At 51.1% G+C, this 14,507-nt stretch carries 16 protein-coding genes and 1 pseudogene; 12 read left to right on the top strand and 5 right to left on the bottom strand.

Annotation, left to right across the window (positions count from 1 at the left end):
* The first annotated feature begins 150 nt into the window (after positions 1–150).
* The 4 genes from ghrA (at position 151) to ACMGG3_RS04180 (ending at position 3,065) form a co-directional block, all read left to right on the top strand.
* On the top strand, positions 151–1,089 hold the full coding sequence (gene ghrA / locus ACMGG3_RS04165; RefSeq protein WP_063934350.1) for a glyoxylate/hydroxypyruvate reductase GhrA: 939 nt from the start codon (positions 151–153) through the stop codon (positions 1,087–1,089).
* 84 nt (positions 1,090–1,173) lie between these two features.
* Positions 1,174–1,911 carry a phosphatase gene (locus ACMGG3_RS04170; RefSeq protein WP_014169516.1) on the top strand — a complete coding sequence of 246 codons (738 nt, stop codon included), beginning with the start codon at positions 1,174–1,176 and terminating at the stop codon, positions 1,909–1,911.
* A gap of 20 nt (positions 1,912–1,931) precedes the next feature.
* A complete protein-coding gene (locus ACMGG3_RS04175) occupies positions 1,932–2,486 on the top strand; it encodes a molecular chaperone (RefSeq protein ID WP_020884703.1) in 555 nt (184 codons plus the stop codon).
* Between the two features lie 96 nt (positions 2,487–2,582).
* On the top strand, positions 2,583–3,065 hold the full coding sequence (locus ACMGG3_RS04180; protein WP_414149612.1) for a DUF1097 domain-containing protein: 483 nt from the start codon (positions 2,583–2,585) through the stop codon (positions 3,063–3,065).
* Positions 3,066–3,108: 43 nt separating this feature from the next.
* On the opposite strand, the gene csgG is transcribed toward ACMGG3_RS04180, so the two are convergent.
* From csgG to csgD, 4 genes are read right to left on the bottom strand one after another with little or no spacing between them, the layout of a single operon-like run.
* Positions 3,109–3,942 (bottom strand): curli production assembly/transport protein CsgG, encoded by an 834-nt coding sequence (gene csgG / locus ACMGG3_RS04185; protein WP_014169519.1) that lies wholly within the window; start codon positions 3,940–3,942, stop codon positions 3,109–3,111.
* Between the two features lie 26 nt (positions 3,943–3,968).
* Complete coding sequence (gene csgF / locus ACMGG3_RS04190) at positions 3,969–4,382, bottom strand: curli production assembly/transport protein CsgF (RefSeq protein ID WP_020884701.1); 414 nt, start codon at positions 4,380–4,382, stop codon at positions 3,969–3,971.
* A 23-nt stretch (positions 4,383–4,405) separates the two neighbouring features.
* Positions 4,406–4,795, bottom strand: a complete 390-nt coding sequence (csgE, locus tag ACMGG3_RS04195; protein WP_020884700.1) for a curli production assembly/transport protein CsgE — start codon at positions 4,793–4,795, stop codon at positions 4,406–4,408.
* 4 nt (positions 4,796–4,799) lie between these two features.
* Positions 4,800–5,450 carry a biofilm master transcriptional regulator CsgD gene (gene csgD / locus ACMGG3_RS04200; RefSeq protein ID WP_020884699.1) on the bottom strand — a complete coding sequence of 217 codons (651 nt, stop codon included), beginning with the start codon at positions 5,448–5,450 and terminating at the stop codon, positions 4,800–4,802.
* 766 nt (positions 5,451–6,216) lie between these two features.
* Here csgD and csgB point away from each other — a divergent pair.
* The 5 genes and pseudogenes from csgB to ymdB all read left to right on the top strand — a co-directional run bounded on the left by csgB (position 6,217) and on the right by ymdB (position 8,690).
* On the top strand, positions 6,217–6,672 hold the full coding sequence (csgB, locus tag ACMGG3_RS04205) for a curli minor subunit CsgB (RefSeq protein WP_020884698.1): 456 nt from the start codon (positions 6,217–6,219) through the stop codon (positions 6,670–6,672).
* Positions 6,673–6,713: 41 nt separating this feature from the next.
* Positions 6,714–7,169, top strand: coding sequence for a curli major subunit CsgA (gene csgA, locus ACMGG3_RS04210; protein WP_014169524.1), 456 nt, complete (start codon positions 6,714–6,716; stop codon positions 7,167–7,169).
* A 60-nt stretch (positions 7,170–7,229) separates the two neighbouring features.
* A pseudogene (gene csgC, locus ACMGG3_RS04215) lies at positions 7,230–7,561 on the top strand (curli assembly chaperone CsgC).
* A gap of 159 nt (positions 7,562–7,720) precedes the next feature.
* Positions 7,721–8,041 (top strand): hypothetical protein, encoded by a 321-nt coding sequence (locus ACMGG3_RS04220; protein ID WP_014169526.1) that lies wholly within the window; start codon positions 7,721–7,723, stop codon positions 8,039–8,041.
* A gap of 106 nt (positions 8,042–8,147) precedes the next feature.
* Entirely contained in the window at positions 8,148–8,690 is a 543-nt protein-coding gene (gene ymdB / locus ACMGG3_RS04225; RefSeq protein ID WP_414149613.1) for an O-acetyl-ADP-ribose deacetylase, read from the top strand.
* Between the two features lie 34 nt (positions 8,691–8,724).
* Here ymdB and mdoC read toward each other — a convergent pair whose 3' ends face one another.
* Positions 8,725–9,864 (bottom strand): glucans biosynthesis protein MdoC, encoded by a 1,140-nt coding sequence (gene mdoC / locus ACMGG3_RS04230; protein WP_014169528.1) that lies wholly within the window; start codon positions 9,862–9,864, stop codon positions 8,725–8,727.
* A 255-nt stretch (positions 9,865–10,119) separates the two neighbouring features.
* Here mdoC and mdoG point away from each other — a divergent pair, with 255 nt between their 5' ends.
* The 3 genes from mdoG (at position 10,120) to ACMGG3_RS04245 (ending at position 14,502) form a co-directional block, all read left to right on the top strand.
* Positions 10,120–11,673, top strand: a complete 1,554-nt coding sequence (gene mdoG / locus ACMGG3_RS04235; protein ID WP_414149614.1) for a glucans biosynthesis protein MdoG — start codon at positions 10,120–10,122, stop codon at positions 11,671–11,673.
* Positions 11,666–14,194, top strand: a complete 2,529-nt coding sequence (gene mdoH / locus ACMGG3_RS04240; RefSeq protein WP_333098915.1) for a glucans biosynthesis glucosyltransferase MdoH — start codon at positions 11,666–11,668, stop codon at positions 14,192–14,194. Before mdoG ends, mdoH begins: the two co-directional genes overlap by 8 nt.
* A gap of 80 nt (positions 14,195–14,274) precedes the next feature.
* Positions 14,275–14,502: a YceK/YidQ family lipoprotein gene (locus tag ACMGG3_RS04245; protein ID WP_020884695.1), complete on the top strand. Its 228-nt coding sequence runs from the start codon at positions 14,275–14,277 to the stop codon at positions 14,500–14,502.
* Positions 14,503–14,507: the final 5 nt, after the last annotated feature.

The raw sequence follows: 14,507 nt of genomic DNA on the forward strand, positions 1-14,507 counted from the left end.
AGCGCATTTAGACAAACTTCAGTCAACATGGCTTTTAAATGTGCTGAAAGCGCCTTTTTTATCAACAACGCGGTGGCGGTAAAAATTTGTTATGCTGGCAATCCAGTTGAAAATGAACACAAAACAGCGCAATAAAAGGCAGGAATGACTATGGATATAATCTTCTATCACCCCACTTTTGATACTGCTTACTGGATTAAGGCACTTTCGGCGGCGTTGCCCGGGGCGCGCGTGCGTGAGTGGAAACGTGGTGATAACGAACATGCTGACTACGCGCTGGTCTGGCATCCGCCGGTAGAAATGCTCCAGGGCCGTAAACTGAAGGCCGTTTTTGCGCTGGGCGCCGGCGTGGATTCGATTCTGAGCAAACTGAAAGCACACCCTGAAATGCTGCCGGAAGAGATCCCCCTTTTCCGCCTGGAAGATACCGGCATGGGCCAGCAAATGCAGGAGTATGCCGTCAGCCAGGTGCTGCACTGGTTCCGCCGCTTCGACGACTATCAGGCATTAAAACAGCAATCCCACTGGGAACCGCTGCCGGATTATCAGCGCGAAGATTTTACCATTGGTATCCTCGGGGCTGGCGTGCTCGGCTCAAAAGTCGCTGAAGCACTTGCCCCGTGGGGCTTCCCACTGCGTTGCTGGAGCCGTAGCCGCAAGGATTATCCGGGCGTAGAAAGTTTTGCCGGCGCTGATGAGCTTCCTGCGTTCCTGAACGGTACGCGCGTGCTCATCAACCTGCTGCCAAATACGGCCGAAACGGTGGGGATTATCAATGGTGCACTGCTAAATCAACTGGCTGACCAGAGTTATGTAATGAACCTGGCGCGCGGGGTACACCTTATTGAGTCCGATCTGCTGCAGGCGCTGAACAGCGGAAAACTGAAAGGGGCGATGCTGGATGTGTACAGCCGCGAGCCGTTACCGGCCGAAAGCCCGCTGTGGGCACATCCGCGTGTGGCGATGACGCCGCACATTGCAGCGGTCACGCGTCCGGCGGAAGCTGTGGCCTATATTACCCACACCATCAGTGAGATGGAGCAGGGCCATCCGGTAACCGGACAGGTCGACAGACAGCGCGGCTACTGAGTGAAACCCGGCGTTAGCCGGGTTTTTGCTAATATACGCTGCAGATAACTGCTATCCTTTGGAAAAACCGCAGAGGAGAGAAAGATGTATCCCGTTGACCTGCATATGCACACCGTCGCCAGTACCCACGCGTATAGCAACCTCCATGATTATATCGCGCAAGCGAAACGCAAGGGCATTACGCTTTTTGCGATTACCGATCACGGCCCGGACATGGCAGATGCGCCGCACTACTGGCATTTTGTGAATATGCGGATCTGGCCACGTCTGGTGGACGGTATTGGGATACTGCGCGGTATCGAGGCAAACATTAAAAATACAGACGGTGAAATCGACTGCACCGGACCGATGCTGACCTCTCTGGATCTGATCCTTGCCGGTTTCCACGAGCCGGTTTTCGCGCCGCAGGATAAAGAGACGAACACCCGAGCGATGATTGCTGCTATAGCCAGCGGCAACGTGCACATTATTTCTCATCCGGGTAATCCTAAATACCCGATTGATATCGAGGCTGTTGCCCAGGCGGCAGCGAAACACCGCGTGGCGCTGGAGATCAATAACTCTTCTTTTGTTCACTCGCGTAAGGGCAGTGAAGCAAACTGTCGCGCCGTTGCAGCTGCAGTACGGGATGCCGGCGGCATGGTGGCGCTGGGTTCCGATTCCCATACCGCGTTTACGCTGGGTGATTTTAGTGAATGCCTGAAAATACTGAATGACGTGGATTTCCCGGAAGACAGGATCCTTAACGTTACCCCACGCCGCATGCTTGATTTCCTCGAGTCACGTGGAATGGATCCGATTGATGAATTTGCCGATCTTTAATTGTGTAATGGAATAAAAAAATGAATGAGTTTTCCATCCTTTGCCGCGTGCTGGGTACGCTGTTCTATCGTCAGCCGCAAGACCCGCTGCTGGTTCCACTCTTTACCCTGATTCGTGAAGGGAAACTGGCGCAAAACTGGCCGCTGGAACAGGATGAGTTGCTGGAGCGTCTGCAAAAAAGTTGTGATATGCAGCAGATTTCAACGGATTACAACGCACTGTTTATTGGCGACGAATGCCGCGTTTCGCCGTACCGTTCAGCCTGGCAGGAAGGGGCGACGGAAGCGGAAGTGCGCGCGTTTCTCTCTGAACGCGGAATGCCGCTGACGGATACCCCTGCTGACCATATCGGAACGCTGCTGCTGGCTGCGTCCTGGATTGAAGATCACGCCGCTGATGATGAGAACGAGGCTATCGAAACGCTCTTCGAAGCGTATCTGCTGCCGTGGTGCGGTACTTTCCTCGGCAAAGTTGAAGCACATGCGACCTCGCCGTTCTGGAGAACGCTGGCTCCGCTGACCCGCGACGCCATTGCGGCAATGTGGGATGAGCTGGAAGAAGAGGATGAAGAGTGATTTAGGTCACATAAATTCTGCAACCATACATTTCATCTTGCACGGAATGTGCATCTGATCTCATTTCCATGGCGCGCTTCTGCTAAGATGCGCGCCATGAACATATTACTGTGTATCGCATTAACGACAGGCATTCTCTCCGGACTATGGGGATGGGTGGCGGTCTCTCTCGGGTTGCTCAGCTGGGCCGGGTTTCTGGGCTGTACGGCCTACTTTGCCTGCCCGCAGGGTGGCGTAAAAGGGCTTTTCATCTCTGGTTGTACCCTGATGAGCGGTGTTATCTGGGCACTCGTGATTATGAAGGGCAGCGCGCTGGCCCCGCATCTGGAGATGCTGGGCTATATCATGACCGGCGTAGTCGCGTTTTTGATGTGTATCCAGGCAAAGCATATGCTGCTGTCGTTTGTACCCGGTACCTTTATGGGCGCATGCGCGACGTTTGCAGGGCAGGGGGACTGGGCGCTGGTGCTTCCCTCGCTAATGCTGGGGTTGGTGTTTGGCTATGCCATGAAGAACAGCGGCCTCTGGCTGGCCGCCAGACGGGATAAAGCGCAAAACATCAGTGCGGTAAGCGAATAAAAAAAGGCGAGATGATGATCTCGCCTTTTTTATGCGCTTCCTGTCAGGATTCCGGAGGCACTGACATATCGCGGTATTTAACCAGTATCGGGTTTTGCGCCTCTGCTTTGTTCTGCAGGTCCCACAATCCACGATCGATACCATCATTAATCAGGAAGATTACCCCGGTTTCTATGGCTGACATCAGACACATCATGACCGGTTCGTTAGAGGTATACCCGATTTCACCCTCCAGCAAACGCTGGTAATCGATGAAGCGGAAAACCCCGGCCTGCACTTCATAAGAAAGAATGGTTTTGCTGGTCGTTACCGAAGAGAGCACTTCGCCCGTGCTGACGTTGACGACACGCAGGTTAACGGCGATTTGGTCGAGCTGATATTGCGTATCAGCACCGATACCAAAGTATCGCGCGCCCACACCACCCGATTTAACGTTGCTTTCATAACCAATAATCGATCCCTCGATCATGACGTTCGCCGCGGCCAGTGATTCCAGCGGCATGCGGTTATTATTCGCGACGGTGCCATTTTCCTGCGCAGCGCGAATAATTTTCCGTTCATTTAACAGGTTCTGGAGACCCTGACGTTCCAGAGGAATAAACCAGTGCGAATCCTTCAGGGCGGTCACCAGCATGGCGGTGGCGCTCTGTGGCACTGCCGTAGAGAAGTTACTTGCCGGATAAGGTTTAAATTGTCCCGTTTCATCCTGAATGTTATAAACCGAGACAAATATTTTACCGGTCGGCGCAGGTAAATGTGTTAAATCACGATAGCTTTGAGCCCGAGGCATTAATGTTGGTTTTGCAGCTTCTTTAGGTGGAGCAGTTAAACAACCGCTCAATAAGCACACTGCAACAAATATCAGGAAGCGCTGCATGATCGTTGTCCTTATTTCGTTGTTGTTTAAAAATTCGTTGAATCACTTTGTAGACCGGAAACCTGAATGGTGGAGGTTTTCCCGGTTTTTCGATCGGTAACGTTCAACTGGAGTTGTCCGTCCTTGTTGGCGATGTCGACAATGAAGTCGTTGGTCACCATTCGGCCGGGTTTGCCGGTATTAATGTTGGTCAGCAACCCTCCCAAAATCTGCGACTGGATAGCCTGCGTGAAGTTGTCCAGTGCCGATGGGGTATCGACGCTAAAATCCTTAAAGCTGGGATCCTTATAGGAGTTTTGCGCCTGGGCTTCGTTCAACAGAAACGCCCCATTATTGGGATTACCGCCAAAGTTAGGGTTACGGAACTGGAACGTCATATTTCCGGCCCAGCTTATAGGGGTTATTAGCATTATCGAAACAACTGCATATGCAATACGCATGACAGCCTCCGGATATAGGTTCGCTAGAATTCGTCTTTTGCTAAATCGCTGGTGCTTAATAGCGCTTTATCAATTTGCAGGCGATTAATAGCATCTTCTGATTGAGCCAGTGCTAAGGCTACGTTTTTATCGAAGTCTATTTTCGTGGGGAATAAAAATGTTTGATAAATAACGTCCTGATTAGCCGTTATTGTTATCCAACTTCCCCATCGTGCACTGGGCCGCTCGTTGATTGTTATATTTCCAGTAAATGTACTGTCCCATTTGTCACTGAATGCACGATAAAAATTGTGCCCGACCGAGGAGACAGTGTGGTCTGTTAACAATCCAGGAACTTCGACCTCGACGGCCCGTACGTTCCCGGCAGCGAGCATGAAACTCGCTGCGGCGATCCAACTCAACGTGCGTTTCATTTGATTAACGCCTGAGGTTATCGTTTGCCCATGAAACAGCCTGAGTTCGGTTCTTAACAGCTATCTTCTTGAAAAGATTATAAAGGTGCGTCTTTACCGTATTTTCGCTGATAAATAACGAACGGGCGATTTCAATATTTGAAGCACCAATGCGCAATTTGTTCAGGATCTCTTTCTCACGGTGCGTTAGCAGCGCTGACTCTGAACTGTTATAGCGGTAATTTCCGGAGTGCGTGATGAGGTAGCTGGCAAGTTTTTGCGAAAAATAACACTCGCCGCGCAATATACCCTGCAGACCTTCGACCAGCCGATCTTCTTCTTCCGTGATATAGAACACACCATTGATATGCGGCCAGCTTTCAATATCTCTGAAGGGATACTCATCAGGGGTATTCAATAATAACACGCGGATATTATTGTTTTTCCTGCTTAAATTATCTTGCCAGTAATGGATAAGCTTTTTATCCGCTTCCATCATATCAATCAGAATGATACTGCCAGGTGCAATATCATCAAAAGAACGTTGAATATTATGTAATTTCCCGTGCAGAGACAGCGACTGCTTTAAATGTTGTAATAAAGCGGTCGCTTGCAACGAAGGTTTTGTGATCAACAGTAACGTATGACCATGTAAACTTTGGACTTCATTATACATGATGAAACCCCACTTTTTTATGACACCTGACAGCGGTCCTCCAGATAAAAAAGAGGACCCCAGAAGTACTGACAGATGTTGCACTGCTGTGTGAAGAAAAAAACCATAACCTCCAGCAGGAGGTAAATATAAAACAAATTTCGTACATCTGATTTCAATCTAGCTATTACTAACTTTAAAGCAAGTGTTAAACGTGTAACAGAATGTAAAAATCAATATTAATTTGTGAAAATGGACTCTTTTAAATGTTGTGGAATGATAAGAAAGTTGTACATGTAAATAACCCTGCACAGATTTTAAAAATCATACAAATATTTATAATTGTTTGATTTTTATGAATATTAATTATTTATTTCTTCCCGTAAAGAGGTATGAGTCACAGAGATTTTCTAAGTCCTGGAATGAACGATGCTGCGTCTTAAGAAAACAGGTCTCGTGTCACGTGTTGTGTAAAATGTCCTCCTGGCGTTTCGTTTAGCGTCCGTTGCATGGGGGCTTTATCCCTCTCGTCCCGCTGCACAATCGATTATTAAGAAAGGCTTAATAGAAAAATAAGAACCCCGGTCTATAACGTTTTTTTGCATGGAATTACTACTTTGAGGTGACGTCATAAATAAAAATAAGCCACGCGGGTGAGATATTTAAAATGTTTCGGCAGACATACTCATCACCGTAACGACGCGTTAACAAATTACGAGTCGTTCTAACACGAAGTCACAGTAACAAGGTTATGGCGTTATCAAATAGCCAGGTCCAGGGTGACAACATGAAAAATACATCGTTATTTATGATGTTTACATTACTGGGTGCGCCTGGATTTGTAATCGCGGCTGATTCAGATTTGGCTAACGCTGAATATAACTTCACGGTTAATGAATTAAGTCGTTCATCATTAAATCAGGCAGCCATTATTGGTCAGCAGGGCATGTTAAATGATGCTCAGGTTCGCCAGGACGGGTCAAAATTATTGTCCATTGTTTCTCAGGATGGAGCAGGCAACAGAGCGAGAGTTGATCAATCAGGGACTTATAATATTGCCTGGATCGATCAGAGCGGTAGCGCGAATGATGCAGGTATTACGCAAGATGGATATGGTAATAGTGCGAAAATTATCCAAAAAGGGTCGGGTAATAGAGCAAATATTACGCAGTACGGTACGCAGAAAACCGCAGTTGTAGTGCAGAGACAGTCGCAAATGGCGATTCGCGTTATTCAGCGTTAGTTATTTAGCGGCGACTTTAATCAATCCGATGGGGGTTTACCATGAAATTTATCAAAGTGGCAGCAATTGCAGCAATCGTAGTTTCTGGTAGTGCTATGGCCGGTAGTATTAATCAAGGCGGTTGGGGTAACGGGCATGGCCACGGTGGTCATGACAGTGGTCCAAATTCAACGCTGAGCATTTACCAGTACGGTGGCGGTAACTCGGCTCTCGCTTTGCAAACCAGTGCGAGAAATTCCACACTGACCATTAATCAAAGTGGCGGCGGTAACGGTGCTGACGTTGGTCAGGGCTCTGATGACAGCTCAATTAGTCTGACTCAGAATGGTTTCGGTAACAGCGCAACGCTTGACCAGTGGAATGGTAACCACTCGGTGATGAACGTTAGCCAGTACGGTGGTGGCAACGGTGCTGCTGTTGATCAAACCGCATCCGGATCCACTGTGACTGTTCAGCAGGTTGGTTTTGGCAACCACGCGACTGCACATCAGTATTAATTTCCAGTCTGTGCTACAAAAAACAGGGCATTTGCCCTGTTTTTTTTTCGGGAGTTCATCATGAATACCTTAATTCTCCTCGCGGCGCTTTCCAGTCAGATCACGTTTAAAACGTCGCAACAGGGAAATATGACCACCATTATTCCGCAGGTTATTCTGACGGAACCGTGTGAATGTCAGGTGCAGATTGTCTCTTTGCGACAGGGGCTGGGGGGCAAAGTTCTTCACGGCAACAAAACACACTTTTTATTCCCGCTAATCAGACGATTGATTTAATGCGGCTGAGTTTAAATATAGATTCCGGAGACAAGGTGAACATTACTGTCACCGTCTATGACGGGAAATCGCTTCATTTATCACAGCAATGGTCCCCGGCGGGAAGTGCGCTCTAATGATTATGAAATCAAGACGTTGTGGATATGGCGGGCGTGCGCGGTTGAGCTATGCTGTTATCAGGAACTGTGCAGTGCTGTTCCATAACGTGATGCTTCGTTTGCCCTAGCGGAGCGCGTTTACCCCTCAAGGACGACTTTCATTGAGGAGTACATATAGTGACCAAATATTTAGCCCGACGGGTTTATGGTTTAGGTTTGATCCTCTCTGCATTTATTACTCCCGCTTTTTCAGCCACGATTGTCGACGGTGGTGTGATTCATTTTCGCGGCGCTATTGTCGCAGACCCCTGCGTGGTCACACCGCATCATGACGCGTTTGCGATGACATGCCCGGATAATAATCGGATGCAAACGCGCAGGGTCAGCTATGAAGATGTACTTAACGGTCAGGTCAACGATTCCAGCCTCGCAACTCTCAGCATGAAGTACCTTAATCCCGAAAAAACGCTCGCGGTTGTTCAAATTCAGTATCGTTAATTCTCGCTCTTCCGCTCCCCGGCGGAAGAGGTTTTTCCCCGATAGTTTTTTATCCATACCTCCTCTGCGATACACTTAAGAAAAAGGCGGGTAGCAGAGGGTACGTATGAAACCGCAAATTGAAGTCATTCATGGCGATATTACGACGATGCACGTCGACGTGATCGTTAATGCGGCCAATCCATCACTGATGGGCGGGGGCGGTGTTGACGGCGCAATCCACCGGGCTGCAGGACCGCAGCTCCTTGAGGCCTGTAAAGCTGTGCGTCAGCAGCAGGGTGAATGTCCTCCGGGTCATGCGGTGATTACCCTCGCGGGAGATCTTCCTGCCAAAGCGGTGATTCACGCAGTGGGGCCTGTATGGCATGGCGGCGATCGGCATGAGGCGAGTATTCTGGAGGAGGCGTACCGCAACTGCCTGCGCCTGGCAGCGGATAACGGCTATAAGACGATGGCTTTTCCGGCTATCAGCACTGGGGTATACGGATATCCAAAACCTGCCGCTGCCACGATCGCGGTAGAGACCGTTTACCGATACCTCTCCCTCAAGCCGATGCCTGAGAAGGTGATTTTTGTCTGTTTCGACGAAGAAACCACGCACCTTTATCAGCGGCTTCTCACGCAGCGTGGACAGTACGTAGAGAGCTAAAACAAACGCGGCGCACTGAGTGCGCCGCGTTTGTTTATGAGGCTTTAGCCTGCGGTTTTCCTGAAAACAGGAAACGCAGGAGCGGGATCCGCAGATGGATTTCATAAAGCACGATGGCAATCCCAATCACAAAGACCAGTCCGGTAAAGAAACCCAGCGTGTTGGACGCAATATGTGGCGTGATATAAGCGCCGAAGAACAGCGTCAGCGGGTGGTGCACCAGGTAAATAAACAGTGAAGCATTGACGAAGTAGGTTACGCGGCTGGACTTAAAGTTCAGCAAGCGGTGTCCCAGCGCGAAGACCACATTCACCATCCACAGACCCAGCAGCATGGTGATCACGCTTTCTGTTTCATACATCCAGCCATCGCCGCTGCCATAGCGCTGATTTAACAGATAGGCCGCAAACGCGATAGCGGCACCCAGAGCGCACCATGGCGACGGGGTGGTAAACAGCGATTTAAGTTTGGGATGAATAAATGCCAGCGCACCGGCTAAAAAGAAGGGGATATAAAACAGCGACTGCATCACGACGAAATTGAACAGCCCGTCACTCAGTATCGGCGGATACACGATAAACAGCGTGCGTCTCACGGCCGCATAGGCGATCCCCAGCAGCAAAAAGAGCAGAGACAGTTTACCCAGCGTAATGTTGGCGAAGAAGGTATCGGCCTGGGTACTCAGGCGATGGCGCAGGCGGCTGAAAATGACCAGGCTGACCGTGGTGAGCACCACCAGGACCAGCAGGAACCACAGGTGAGACACCAGTTCCCAGACCAGGGTATTGTACTTTTCATACAGCGTCAGATTTGGCCAGTTCTCCGCCTTGCCTTTGACGTACTGCAACATAATAAATTGCGGCAACGTCAGCAGGGGAATGGCAGTCAACATCGGAATGCCCACACGCTCCACGCGCACTTTCCACCAGCGTTTTACCGGGTAGCGTAAGAACAGCATGTAGGAGAAATAGCCGGATATGACAAAAAACACCTGCATACGAAAGGCATGGATAAAGTCATTAAACAGCGTGAGCCACCAGGAAGGCATCTGGCTATTCACATGCCAGGTGTGGCTGGAGTAAATCAGTGAAATGTGAAAGGGGATCCCCAACAGCATCAGCCATGCCCGGATCGAGTCGAGGAAATATTCACGTTCTACAGGTGTTGAGCTCATATAACTTTGTGCATTCTCAGACTTTTCGCCTTATCCCTAAGACTCATAATGGTTACATTCGAAGCCAACCCTACACCAAGACCGACACCCTGTCTCCAGGATAAGCACGCAAAGTGAAAAGCGGGTTCTTTCATTTGCTTAATCCATGAGCCAGCGAGCTGAACAAAGCAGTGATAATGTTGTCGGATTGCCTGAGTTTCCATTAAAATGGATCGGATCGATATAAGCACACAAAGGGGGAAGTGCTTACTTATTATGAAACATAAACCACATATGATGAAAATGCGTTGGTTGGGTGCTGCAGTGGTGTTATCTCTGTATACCTCATCGGCACTGGCCTTTAACATCGACGATGTCGCAAAACAGGCAAAATCGATGGCAGGCAAGAGCTACGAAGCGCCAAAAAGTAACTTGCCCTCCGTTTTCCGCGACATGAAGTATGCGGACTATCAGCAGATCCAGTTCAACCATGACAAAGCGTACTGGAACAACATTAAAACCCCGTTCAAGCTTGAGTTTTATCATCAGGGAATGTACTTCGACACGCCTGTTGCCATTAATGAAGTGACGGCGACCGCGGTACGTAAAATCAAGTACAGCCCGGATTACTTCAATTTTGGCAATGTTCAGCACGATAAAGATACGGTTAAAGACCTGGGCTTCGCTGGCTTCAAGGTGCTTTACCCGATCAACAGCAAAGATAAAAACGACGAAATCGTCAGCATGCTCGGTGCCAGCTACTTCCGCGTGATCGGGGCAGGGCAGGTGTACGGGCTTTCTGCGCGTGGCCTCGCCATTGATACCGCGCTGCCATCAGGTGAAGAGTTCCCGCGTTTCCGCGAGTTCTGGATTGAACGTCCAAAACCAACCGACAAGCGCCTGACTATTTATGCACTGCTGGATTCCCCGCGTGCGACCGGTGCTTATCGCTTTGTGATTATGCCTGGCCGTGACACGGTCGTTGACGTGCAGTCCAAAGTTTACCTGCGCGATAAAGTCGGCAAACTGGGCGTTGCACCGCTGACCAGTATGTTCCTGTTTGGGCCGAATCAGCCGTCACCGGCGACGAACTTCCGCCCGGAACTGCACGATTCCAACGGTCTTTCTATTCATGCAGGTAATGGTGAGTGGATCTGGCGTCCGCTGAATAACCCGAAACATCTGGCTGTTAGCAGTTTTGCGATGGAAAACCCGCAAGGTTTCGGCCTCCTGCAGCGTGGCCGTCAGTTCTCCCGATTTGAAGATCTGGATGACCGCTATGACCTGCGCCCAAGCGCCTGGGTCACGCCGAAAGGTGACTGGGGTAAAGGTAAGGTTGAGCTGGTTGAAATTCCAACCAATGACGAAACCAACGATAACATCGTTGCTTACTGGACGCCGGATCAGCTGCCGGAAGCCGGTAAAGAGATGAACTTCAAATACACCATTACCTTTAGCCGCGACGAAGACAAACTGCATGCGCCGGATAATGCGTACGTCATGCAGACTCGCCGTTCTACGGGTGATGTGAAGCAGTCTAACCTGATCCGTCAGCCTGATGGCACCGTGGCCTTTGTTGTGGACTTCGCGGGCCAGGATATGAAAAAACTGTCCCCGGATACTGCCGTTGCGGCTCAGGCCAGCATCGGTGATAACGGTGAAATCGTTGAGAACACCGTACGCTATAACCCGGTAACGAAAGGCTGGCGTCTGACGCTGCGCGTGAAAGTGAAAGATCCGAAACAGACCACTGAAATGCGTGCTGCGCTGGTCAGTAACGATCAGCCGCTGAGTGAAACCTGGAGCTATCAGCTACCTGCCAATGAATAATACATCTGAATATATTGATGCCATGCCGCTGACGGACATTGAAAAAGCGGCGCTGCCTAAAAGCGACATCCGCGCGGTGCATACCGCGCTGGATGGCGAACATCGTCCGTTTTCTCGTGACGATGATACGCCGCTGGGGTCAGTAAAGGCGCGTCTGGAGCAGGCATGGCCAGACTCGCTGGCAGAAGGGCAGTTGATTAAAGACGACGAAGGACGCGATCAGCTTCAGGCAATGCCGAAAGCCACGCGTTCTTCAATGTTCCCTGACCCGTGGCGCACCAACCCGGTTGGCCGCTTCTGGGATCGCCTGCGTGGACGTGATGTTACGCCGCGCTATCTGTCGCGCCTGACGAAAGAAGAGCAGGCCTCCGAACAGAAATGGCGTACCGTGGGGACCATTCGTCGCTACATTCTGCTGTTACTGACGCTGGCGCAGACCGTGGTCGCCACCTGGTACATGAAAACCATTCTGCCTTACCAGGGCTGGGCGCTTATCAACCCTGCAGACATGATGGGCCAGGATATCTGGGTCTCCTTCATGCAGCTGCTGCCGTATATCCTGCAGAGCGGCATTCTTCTGCTGTTTGCCGTTCTCTTCTGCTGGGTGTCAGCCGGTTTCTGGACCGCGCTGATGGGCTTCCTGCAGCTGCTGATGGGGCGGGACAAATACAGCATTTCAGCCTCAACGGTCGGGGATGAACCCCTTAATCCTGAGCACCGTACGGCGCTGATCATGCCTATCTGTAACGAAGACGTTGACCGCGTATTTGCGGGTCTGCGTGCGACCTGGGAGTCCGTAAAGGCAACCGGTAACGCGGCGCATTTTGACGTCTATATCCTGAGTGACAGCTACAACCCGGACATCTGCGTTGCCGAGCAAAAAGCCTGGATGGAACTGATCGCGGAAGTGCAGGGTGAAGGCCAGATCTTCTACCGTCGTCGTCGTCGTCGCGTGAAGCGTAAAAGCGGAAACATCGATGACTTCTGCCGTCGCTGGGGGAATCAGTACAGCTACATGGTCGTGCTCGATGCTGACTCCGTAATGAGCGGCGACTGCCTGAGCGGTCTGGTGCGTCTGATGGAAGCCAACCCGAACGCGGGGATTATCCAGTCTTCGCCAAAAGCGTCTGGTATGGACACGCTTTATGCGCGCTGCCAGCAGTTTGCAACCCGCGTCTACGGGCCGCTCTTTACCGCTGGTCTGCACTTCTGGCAACTGGGTGAGTCTCACTACTGGGGTCACAACGCCATTATCCGCGTGAAGCCGTTCATTGAGCACTGTGCGCTGGCTCCGCTGCCGGGTGAAGGTTCGTTTGCGGGGTCTATTCTGTCGCACGACTTCGTGGAAGCGGCGTTGATGCGTCGTGCTGGCTGGGGCGTTTGGATCGCCTACGACCTGCCGGGATCTTACGAAGAGCTGCCACCGAACCTGCTGGATGAGCTCAAGCGTGACCGCCGCTGGTGTCACGGTAACCTGATGAACTTCCGCCTGTTCCTCGTAAAAGGGATGCACCCGGTTCACCGTGCTGTGTTCCTGACTGGCGTAATGTCTTATCTCTCCGCACCGCTGTGGTTTATGTTCCTTGCGCTCTCTACTGCGCTACAGGTGGTGCATGCTCTGACGGAACCGCAATACTTCCTGCAACCGCGCCAGCTGTTCCCGGTGTGGCCGCAGTGGCGTCCGGAGCTGGCGATTGCGCTGTTTGCCTCCACTATGGTGCTGCTGTTCCTGCCTAAGCTGCTCAGTATCATTCTGATCTGGTGCAAAGGCTCGAAAGAGTACGGTGGTTTCTGCCGCGTAACGCTCTCGCTTCTGCTGGAAGTGCTGTTCTCCGTGCTGCTGGCGCCGGTGCGTATGCTGTTCCATACCGTGTTTGTGGTCAGCGCGTTCCTCGGCTGGGAAGTGGTCTGGAATTCACCGCAGCGTGATGATGACTCCACGCCGTGGGGGGAAGCCTTCATGCGTCATGGCTCGCAGCTGCTGCTGGGTCTGGTATGGGCGGCAGGTATGGCCTGGCTGGATCTGCGCTTCCTGTTCTGGCTGGCACCGATTGTCTTCTCGCTGATCCTGTCACCGTTTGTGTCAGTGATTTCGAGCCGTTCAACGGTGGGGCTGCGTACCAAGCGCTGGAAACTGTTCCTGATCCCGGAAGAGTATTCGCCGCCACAGGTGCTGGTGGATACCGACACGTATCTGGAGCAGAACCGCAAACGCTCGCTAGAAGATGGTTTTATGCACGCGGTGTTTAACCCGTCATTTAACGCTCTGACGACGGCCATGGCGACAGCGCGTCACCGTGCAAGCCAGGTACTGGAGATTGCCCGCGATCGTCACGTTGAGCAGGCGCTGAACGATACGCCGGAAAAGCTCAACCGCGACCGTCGTCTGGTGCTGTTGAGCGATCCGGTTACGATGGCACGCCTTCACTACCGTGTGTGGTCTGCGCCGGAAAAATACTCTTCGTGGGTCAGCCACTATAAAGAGATTAAAATTAATCCACTCGCGCTGAAGGCGAAGTAAGCCTTCTGTGCCCGGCGGCGTTACGCTACCCGGCAAATAAAATACCGGCTGAAAAGCCGGTATTTTTTTAGAGGTCATTGATGAAAATAATCCTCGCCGTGATGATGGCGTGTTTACTCAGCGGCTGTGGCAGCATCATCAGCCGCACCATTCCAGGGCAAGGCCACGGTAATCAGTACTACCCCGGGGTAAAATGGGATGTACGTGACTCAGCGTGGCGCTATCTCACCGTGCTCGATTTACCGTTTTCACTGGTATTCGATACGCTATTGCTGCCGATCGACGCTCAGCACGGCCCTTATGAATAGGGGAA

The sequence above is a fragment of the Enterobacter sp. BNK-18 genome, from assembly GCF_047456135.1.
GTDB lineage: Bacteria > Pseudomonadota > Gammaproteobacteria > Enterobacterales > Enterobacteriaceae > Enterobacter > Enterobacter ludwigii.

What these genes read in the sequence shown, in the direction of transcription:
- csgF (WP_020884701.1), bottom strand. Translation starts at nt 4,382, where the DNA reads ATGCGTATTGCATATGCAGTTGTTTCGATAATGCTAATAACCCCTATA.
- csgG (WP_014169519.1), bottom strand. Translation starts at nt 3,942, where the DNA reads ATGCAGCGCTTCCTGATATTTGTTGCAGTGTGCTTATTGAGCGGTTGT.
- ghrA (WP_063934350.1), top strand. Translation starts at nt 151, where the DNA reads ATGGATATAATCTTCTATCACCCCACTTTTGATACTGCTTACTGGATT.
- csgA (WP_014169524.1), top strand. Translation starts at nt 6,714, where the DNA reads ATGAAATTTATCAAAGTGGCAGCAATTGCAGCAATCGTAGTTTCTGGT.
- ACMGG3_RS04180 (WP_414149612.1), top strand. Translation starts at nt 2,583, where the DNA reads ATGAACATATTACTGTGTATCGCATTAACGACAGGCATTCTCTCCGGA.
- ACMGG3_RS04175 (WP_020884703.1), top strand. Translation starts at nt 1,932, where the DNA reads ATGAATGAGTTTTCCATCCTTTGCCGCGTGCTGGGTACGCTGTTCTAT.
- ACMGG3_RS04170 (WP_014169516.1), top strand. Translation starts at nt 1,174, where the DNA reads ATGTATCCCGTTGACCTGCATATGCACACCGTCGCCAGTACCCACGCG.
- mdoG (WP_414149614.1), top strand. Translation starts at nt 10,120, where the DNA reads ATGAAACATAAACCACATATGATGAAAATGCGTTGGTTGGGTGCTGCA.
- mdoC (WP_014169528.1), bottom strand. Translation starts at nt 9,864, where the DNA reads ATGAGCTCAACACCTGTAGAACGTGAATATTTCCTCGACTCGATCCGG.
- csgB (WP_020884698.1), top strand. Translation starts at nt 6,217, where the DNA reads ATGAAAAATACATCGTTATTTATGATGTTTACATTACTGGGTGCGCCT.
- ACMGG3_RS04245 (WP_020884695.1), top strand. Translation starts at nt 14,275, where the DNA reads ATGAAAATAATCCTCGCCGTGATGATGGCGTGTTTACTCAGCGGCTGT.
- csgE (WP_020884700.1), bottom strand. Translation starts at nt 4,795, where the DNA reads ATGAAACGCACGTTGAGTTGGATCGCCGCAGCGAGTTTCATGCTCGCT.
- csgD (WP_020884699.1), bottom strand. Translation starts at nt 5,450, where the DNA reads ATGTATAATGAAGTCCAAAGTTTACATGGTCATACGTTACTGTTGATC.
- mdoH (WP_333098915.1), top strand. Translation starts at nt 11,666, where the DNA reads ATGAATAATACATCTGAATATATTGATGCCATGCCGCTGACGGACATT.
- ymdB (WP_414149613.1), top strand. Translation starts at nt 8,148, where the DNA reads ATGAAACCGCAAATTGAAGTCATTCATGGCGATATTACGACGATGCAC.